The organism is Facklamia sp. P13055, from assembly GCF_050409445.1.
Classification (GTDB): Bacteria; Bacillota; Bacilli; order Lactobacillales; family Aerococcaceae; genus Facklamia.
Map to the genome: position 1 here is coordinate 20,456 of NZ_JBNUPL010000018.1, position 7,568 is coordinate 28,023.

A 7,568-nucleotide genomic window follows, 5' to 3' on the forward strand; every position below is an offset into this window, starting at 1 on the left:
TTCTTTCTCAAAGTGTATTAATGTATTTTAACATAACTCTTTATTTTCTTGCACCTTTTTAGTACATCTTTTGAATCAAAAGGTAATGTGTAATATTTTCTGGTTTTTGTGGTTGGTACTTAGAGGAACTCTGATGACCAATCATCCAAATCACTTCGTTAGTGTCATTAACAATTAACCAAATTTTATCTCTTACGGATGAAGGGATTTTTTCATCAATTAAGATTCTAGAAATTTTCTTGTGATAAGCTCCTTTGCTTGACTTCAACTCAATCAAATCCCCGTCTTGACGATGACGAATATGAAAGGCGGGGGGATTCTCTTCTTCTGATAGGTCAAGTGCCAAGAAATCATCTACTGCCTTACGCATTTGATTATTAACAAAAGAGCGGTTGAAAAGACCAATCCATAACCCATTCCCTAGGCTAAACCACTTATTATTGGTAGATAAGTCCACTCGATAATCAGAAAGAGCTGGTGCTTTTCTTTCTTCCGGCTCGATAAAGATGTAATCATATTCTCGACGCGACACCCATCCTGGAGCTAAATTAAAGCGGTAATTTGGTGTTTCAGTATTTAAAATTTGATCCAGCAAGTGACTGATAGCCTCTTTATCATATTGACCAGCCACTTCTATAAAGCGCTCTTCGAAAAAAATGGTCAAAAAGACTTCTCTAAAATCATCAGACAATTCACGCCATTTTTTAACATCAAAGGCCCAACGCTTGTCTTCAAGTTTAGCTAATAATAATGGTTCTTGACACATATAAGTCTCATAATGTGCTTGGTAGGAAGAGGTCAGCTGTTGTTGCATCGCAAATAAATTATGATAAAATTGCGGATTTTCAAGTTCAATTTTAGGTAAGTACTGCTTGCGAATACGATTTCTTAAATATTCTGTTTCATGATTGCTTTCATCTTCATAGTAAACAATCTGGTGGTTCTCAGCGTATTGATAGAGCTCTGCTTTTCTAAAATTAATTAAAGGACGCATCAAGGCTGTCACAGTAATTTCATTATTACTAGCTTTCATGACTCTTTGATAATTATCACGTATTCCCGTCAATCCTTTTAACGAAGTCCCTCGAATCATTCGCATAAACATAGTTTCAACAGCATCGTCTAGATGATGGGCGGTCATTAAACAGTCCCCTTTACTAGCATCTAAAACATCAGCTAGAAATTGATAACGTGCTTGTCTAGCATTTGCTTCAATATTTGACTTGCTTGGACTCTCCCACTTAGATACAAAGTAAACCAATTGATGACTCTTAGCCGTGTTTACAACTAGGGTCTGTTCTTTATCATGAGTTTCGGGGGATCTTAGTCGATGGTTAAAATGAGCCACTACTAATTGCCGATCCCTATATTCATTTAATTGAACCAACTCTATCATTAAATGGAGGAGAACCATCGAATCAACACCTCCAGAAATAGCTAAAACAATCGTTTTGCATTCTTGCCAACCGGGCCAAGATTCTACTTTATTCTTAAATTGTCGAAAGGTTGCTTCCATAGCTTACCACCTCTGCCTCGTTCAAAATAAAGACTGCAAATAGACTGGCTAAGGTCTATTGCAGTCGGCAATATTTTATCAATTAACTACGGCGTCCACCACGTCCGCCTCGTTTTCCTTCAGTATTACGTTTCAGTGAAATTAAACGATCTTCACTATCTTTCAAGAAATTACTCATTAATTGATCGAAATCATCATTGTTTTTTTGAGCATATTTACCAGAAACATTTTGGTTAGGATAAGAGTTACCCTTGCCTTGCGGAACTTTTGGATATTCTTGATGGAAATTGCGACGAGCAGCTTCTTTTGGTTTACGATACTTGGCAGTAGACCCATCATTATTCTTTTTATCTTGATAAGAGTTGGCTGGTTTATCAACTGCTTGGCGTATTGATAAGCCGATCTTTCCATCATCAGCTACCGAAACCACCTTCACGGTGACTTCATCTCCCAATGATAATACTTCGTTGATGTCATTAACAAACCCATCTGAGATTTCACTTATATGGACTAATCCTGATTGATTATTATCTAAGGCAACAAAGGCTCCAAAATTTTTGATTCCTGTAACCTTACCTGTAACTTTTTGTCCTACTTCTACCGCCATATAATTCTTTTTCCTCCTATTAATACTTTAATTTTTTTACTGTTCACTTGACTCTTCGTTTAGATCGAAGATTATTTCGTTATCTTTTGAAAAAAAGTAATCTTTGCGGGCCAATTTGGCAATATAATCTTTGTCTTTTGATAAAATATACTCTTTTTCTGCCTGCTTGTTTTCCGCTTTAACCTTATTCAATCTCTCTTCCGCTTGAACCAATTGACTGTTGACTTCACTTTGCTTATGAAGCGCTTGAAGAAGCGAGAAAAGCGATAAACAAGTCAAAAAGACCCCTACTGAAAACGCTATATACTTTAATAAAGACTCCTGTTTGCTTTTTGAAGGGCTTATATGACCTGCGCTTTGATCAAAGGGGATGATTTTACGATTGGCTGACTGATTATTTTTTTCATTCAATTTTTTCACCACTCTCTCATTTTTGAGTATAGCAGTAATTTAATAAGAATGCACCCTATAATATTTGGTTTTTAATTAATTTTAGTGAATTCTTCACTAATTAATTCATACATCTTCGCTGCGTCTTCTTTTTTAGTTGACTCTTGTAATTCTTTTACCTTTATTGTCATTACACGGTTACCAAAAGTAATGGTTATTTCATCATCTACTTTGACAGTCGAACTTGATTTAGCAACTTGACTATTAATCTGAACTCTTCCTTGGTCTGCTACTTCTTTAGCTACGGTTCTTCTCTTAATAATTCGCGATATTTTTAAAAATTTATCTAAACGCATACTTTAATACTCCTTTTTACTTTAGTGCATGATTTAAATCTTTTTGACGCTGTTGATAATTTTGCTTAATTTGATAGGCTTGCTCTAATAATTTCTTTAAGAGACTTAAAATTTCATAACTCTCTTTTCCTTGAATGGTCAATTTAACCAGCATTCGATCTTTAGGTTTAGTGACTGTTTCTCTCGCTTGAACATCCTGCAGGGCTTGATAAATATTAGGGCCATAGAAAAATTGTGTGGCTTCTTCGCTGAAAGTCAAAACGACATATTGGTGCTGCCTTTTAATAGTAAGCATGCCCGTTTGACTAGCTAAATACCGGAGTAAAGCGATATCTAATAAGTCAGCTACTTGGTCAGGGTATTCACCGTAGCGATCAATTAATTGATCTTGAACCTCGCGATAAGAATCAAAGGAATCAATTCGTTGGATAGCTTTATAAGCTGCAATTTTTTGGCGTTCATCTTCAATATAACTAGCAGGTAGATAGGCATCAATGGCTAAGTCAATTTCAGTATCACTTTGATTGAATACTGCCTGCTGGTTTTCTTTACCTTGCTTTTTGTCGACCGCTTCTTTCAATAATTGAGAATATAAATCAAACCCGATGGAATCGATAAAGCCAGATTGTTGTGCCCCTAAAAGATTGCCTGCTCCACGAATTGAAAGGTCGCGCATAGCAATTTTAAAACCAGATCCCAATTCGGTGAATTCACGAATGGCATTCAGTCGTTTTTCACTGACTTCACTTAATTGCTTCATAGGATCATACATTAAATAAGCATAAGCGAGTCGATTGGTTCGCCCCACTCTTCCTCTTAATTGGTAAAGAGTGGATAAGCCCATTTTATCTGCATGGTCAATAAATAAAGTGTTGGCATTAGGAATATCGACTCCCGTTTCAATAATAGTAGTCGTCACTAATAAGTCATAGTCTCCTTGAACAAAGTCATATAGAACATTTTCTAATTCAATTTCACTCATTTGACCGTGAGCAACCGCAACACGTGCCTCAGGAACTAATTGAGCGAGTTCTTCTGCACGATGATAGATAGTAGCTACACGATTATAAAGATAAAAGGCCTGTCCTCCGCGAGCAATCTCACGTTCCAAGGCAGATTTAATGGCCCCTTCATTCCGTTCCATTACATAGGTCTGGACAGGATAACGATTACTCGGCGGTGTTTCAATCACAGATAAATCTCTCACTCCAATCATCGACATATGAAGAGTTCGAGGTATTGGAGTAGCTGTTAATGTTAAAACATCCACTTGCGATCTTAATTGCTTCAATCGCTCTTTATGTTTCACACCAAAACGCTGTTCCTCATCGACGACTAATAAGCCTAAATCTAAAAATTCAATATCTTTCGATAAAATCCGGTGAGTTCCCACTACAATTTGACAAGCGCCTACCTTTAAGTCTTTGATTGTCTCTTTTTGATTAGTCTTGGTCACAAAACGACTAAGCATCCTGATATTGAATGGATAATCAGCGAATCGTTCAATCAATGAATTGTAATGTTGTTGAGCCAATATAGTTGTTGGCACCAAGAAGGCTACTTGCTTACCATCCATCACCGCCTTAAAAATGGCTCGCATGGCTACCTCAGTTTTTCCATAACCAACATCCCCAATTAATAAACGATCCATCGGTCTTTCTTTTTCCATATCTTTCTTTATTTCTGAAGCTGATTGTAGCTGGTCAGGCGTTTCTACATAAGGAAAAGCATTTTCGAACTCTTGCTGTTCAGGACTATCTTCACTAAAGGCAAAGCCCTTGTCTTTTTCACGTTTAGCATAGAGTTCAATCAACTCATCCGCAATATCTTCAATTTTACTTGAAACTTTTTGCTTAGTTTTCGTCCATTCTGTACCACCTAAACGATGAATTTTAGGTGTTTTAGCTTCACCAGAGGCAACATATTTTTGAATAAGATGCAATTGGTCAATGGGCACCATCACTTTGGCGTTATTTTGGTATTCAATAACTAGTAAATCACGATGGGAACCAGCAATTTCCATGGTTTCCATTCCAGTATAGCGGCCAATCCCATGATTAATATGGACCACGTAATCGCCAGTTTCCAGTTCATTATAAGATTTTATTCGCTCAGCATTAGAAAGTTTTTGTTGTTTAATCACTTTCTTCTTCATACGATTAAACAATTCTTTTTCTGTCAGTAAAACCCATTTATCATTTGGTAACTCGAAGCCATGGCTTAGGTTTCCAATGAGCAGGTTTACCTGGCCTGGCAGAAAATCATCTTGTTCTTGGATATGTATCGGATCAATTTGATATTCAGCAAATAGTTGCCGCACCTTTTCGGCCCGCTTTTTTGATTCAACAATAATTTGAATATTTTGATTTTGATTCAACCAATGATCTATCTCTGCTTTTATTAATGGCATCTGATGATAAAAGGCATTCATTGTCCGGTAAGAAAAATGATGAATACTAGCTAATGCCTGCTTGCCCATACTCTTTTGAATCAAATCAAAGAAGATGACTGCATGCTTACTTTGATTAATTTGATCGAATGCTGATAACTTTAATGGTTGATTGGGAAATAGATGACCCTTTAAGGTTTCCTGTTCCAACCAAAATTGATCATGCTCAATTAATTGGATTTCTTCTTGATGAATTTTTGAGAACTCATTGACTACTAAACGCCCTGAAACATGCATATAATCCAAAAGGGAATGCCCCTTAGGATCGTAAAAAGATAAAAAAGCTTGGCTCTTATCAAGTGTTTGATTATGGTTTAAACCTTCAAGCTGCTCACCCATAAATTGCTTTAGCTTTTGTTTCATCTCTTCATCTTTGATTTTTTTACTCGCCTTCTTAATTGCTTCATCCAATTGCTCTTTAATACTTTCTTGTTGTTTTTTAGTAAATAGCACATCAGTAGCAGGTTCAATCTTTATCGTTTGAAGGTTTTTCTTTGAAACTTGGCTTTCTGCATCAAAGTAACGGATAGAATCGAGTTCCACATCAAAGAAATCTAAGCGAATAGGAGAGGGAGCGGTTAGAGGATAAAAGTCAATGATACTCCCCCTTACAGAGAACTCCCCGGGGGTCATAACCATTGCTACTTTTTGATAACCTAGTTCAAATAAAATATTTTCTAAGTCTTCTCTTTCAATCTCATAACCAATCGTCAATTCCAATTGGTTGGCTAACCAATCTTCAACTGGCGAAAGTCGCTTACGAATACCAGACACATTGGTTAAAGCAATAACAGGCTCTTTACTCAATAAGGCTTGTAAACATTCTACTCTTTGCGCCCGACCTTCTAGAGAAGCTGTAGAATATTCTAGCGCCAAACTCTCTTCCGCAGGAAAAGAATATATAGCGACATTAGGTAGCAAGCTGGAAAGATCTTCAAACATTTGGATTAAGTGATTCGGATTGCTTTCCAGTATAATCATTTGACTCGGAGCCTCTTGATATAGTTTAGCGATATATATTGCTTTCCCACTACCATCTAGACCCGTCACTAAATGAGGAAGATTAGAATTATTTGCTTTATTTATAGTATTTATACTTTGATCAAAGGCTGCCGTTTGCAACTTATCTAACATCAAATCTCTCCTTATACATCCAACACAAAAACATGAAGCAGGGATATCCTTACTCCATGATTATTTTCTATTATAAAAATTCATTACTTCACTGTAAGGTTTTCCACCAACCCAGTCTGTTAAAGCATTCGCTGCATGATCAATTGCTTGAGTAACAAGTGGTAAGCTGTCCTTATCAAAAGGAGCTAAAACATGATCAATGACCTTCCAACCTGCTTGTGGACGGCCAATCCCAACTCTTATACGCTTAAAGTCATTCGTTCCAAGCATATGAATAATCGATTTCATGCCATTATGCCCACCGGCAGAACCTTTTTCACGAAGGCGAATACGACCTGGTTCGAGATCTAAATCGTCATAGACTACTATTAAATCCTCTACCGCAATACCATAATAAGACATTAAGGGTAAAACAGCTTGTCCCGAATTATTCATATAGGTAAAGGGTTTAACTAATAAAATCTTATCTGATTGATTCCGCCAAATGGTAAAATCTGCATCAAATTTTTGATCAGTAAAGTTTAAGCCTTCTTTATCTACTAAACGATCGATTGCTTCAAAGCCAGCGTTATGTCGCGTATTGGCATAACGTTCACCTGGGTTACCGAGACCAACAATCATTTTCAAGAGCGACACCTCCATAAGATATACAATTAATTATACCATAGCTTGCATCACAAAATAAGAAAGAGCCTTACTCAATAACAAGTAAGCCTCTTTAAAACTTGAAAGTTTAAAATTCGATTTCAACCGCATTAGTTAATATGTCTCGATAAGAAAATGATACACGATCCACATTGTCTTCCTCATCTAAGTCAACAATAAAAATTGACCGATAAGTTTCAGCAAGTGTTCCACGACGCTCTCGTTTCTTCTTACGCCCCATTTGAACAGTTACAACAATCTCTTCTCCAACTCTTCCATCAAGCATTGACTTGATTTCAATCAGGTCTTTTGGCATCTTATCACCTCATACCATATTATATCACAAATTCTTAAATTTTACAATATAACATAAGTAAGAATAACTTGCAATGTCTAGAGTTGTCAAACATATGTTACTGTTAAACGTAAATGATAATGTCTCAAGAGAACACAAATCAAAATGTCCCACTA

General features: G+C 36.5%; 7 protein-coding genes. All 7 read right to left on the bottom strand.

The features are described from left to right. Window positions 1-58: 58 nt before the first annotated feature. Complete coding sequence (gene tilS, locus ACQV2O_RS06875) at window positions 59-1,516, bottom strand: tRNA lysidine(34) synthetase TilS (protein WP_428875353.1); 1,458 nt, start codon at window positions 1,514-1,516, stop codon at window positions 59-61. Window positions 1,517-1,598: 82 nt separating this feature from the next. Beyond that, entirely contained in the window at window positions 1,599-2,123 is a 525-nt protein-coding gene (locus ACQV2O_RS06880; RefSeq protein ID WP_428873213.1) for a S1 domain-containing RNA-binding protein, read from the bottom strand. Between the two features lie 36 nt (window positions 2,124-2,159). Further along, a complete protein-coding gene (locus tag ACQV2O_RS06885) occupies window positions 2,160-2,543 on the bottom strand; it encodes an FtsB family cell division protein (RefSeq protein ID WP_428873212.1) in 384 nt (127 codons plus the stop codon). Window positions 2,544-2,605: 62 nt separating this feature from the next. Then, window positions 2,606-2,869 (bottom strand): RNA-binding S4 domain-containing protein, encoded by a 264-nt coding sequence (locus ACQV2O_RS06890; protein WP_428873211.1) that lies wholly within the window; start codon window positions 2,867-2,869, stop codon window positions 2,606-2,608. A 16-nt stretch (window positions 2,870-2,885) separates the two neighbouring features. Next, window positions 2,886-6,452, bottom strand: coding sequence for a transcription-repair coupling factor (gene mfd / locus ACQV2O_RS06895; RefSeq protein WP_428875355.1), 3,567 nt, complete (start codon window positions 6,450-6,452; stop codon window positions 2,886-2,888). A gap of 60 nt (window positions 6,453-6,512) precedes the next feature. After that, window positions 6,513-7,079 carry an aminoacyl-tRNA hydrolase gene (pth, locus tag ACQV2O_RS06900; RefSeq protein WP_428873208.1) on the bottom strand — a complete coding sequence of 189 codons (567 nt, stop codon included), beginning with the start codon at window positions 7,077-7,079 and terminating at the stop codon, window positions 6,513-6,515. A 106-nt stretch (window positions 7,080-7,185) separates the two neighbouring features. Further along, the gene (locus tag ACQV2O_RS06905; protein ID WP_428873206.1) at window positions 7,186-7,413 is read right to left on the bottom strand and encodes a Veg family protein; all 228 of its coding nucleotides are present in this window, start codon (window positions 7,411-7,413) and stop codon (window positions 7,186-7,188) included. Between the last annotated feature and the right edge of the window lie 155 nt (window positions 7,414-7,568).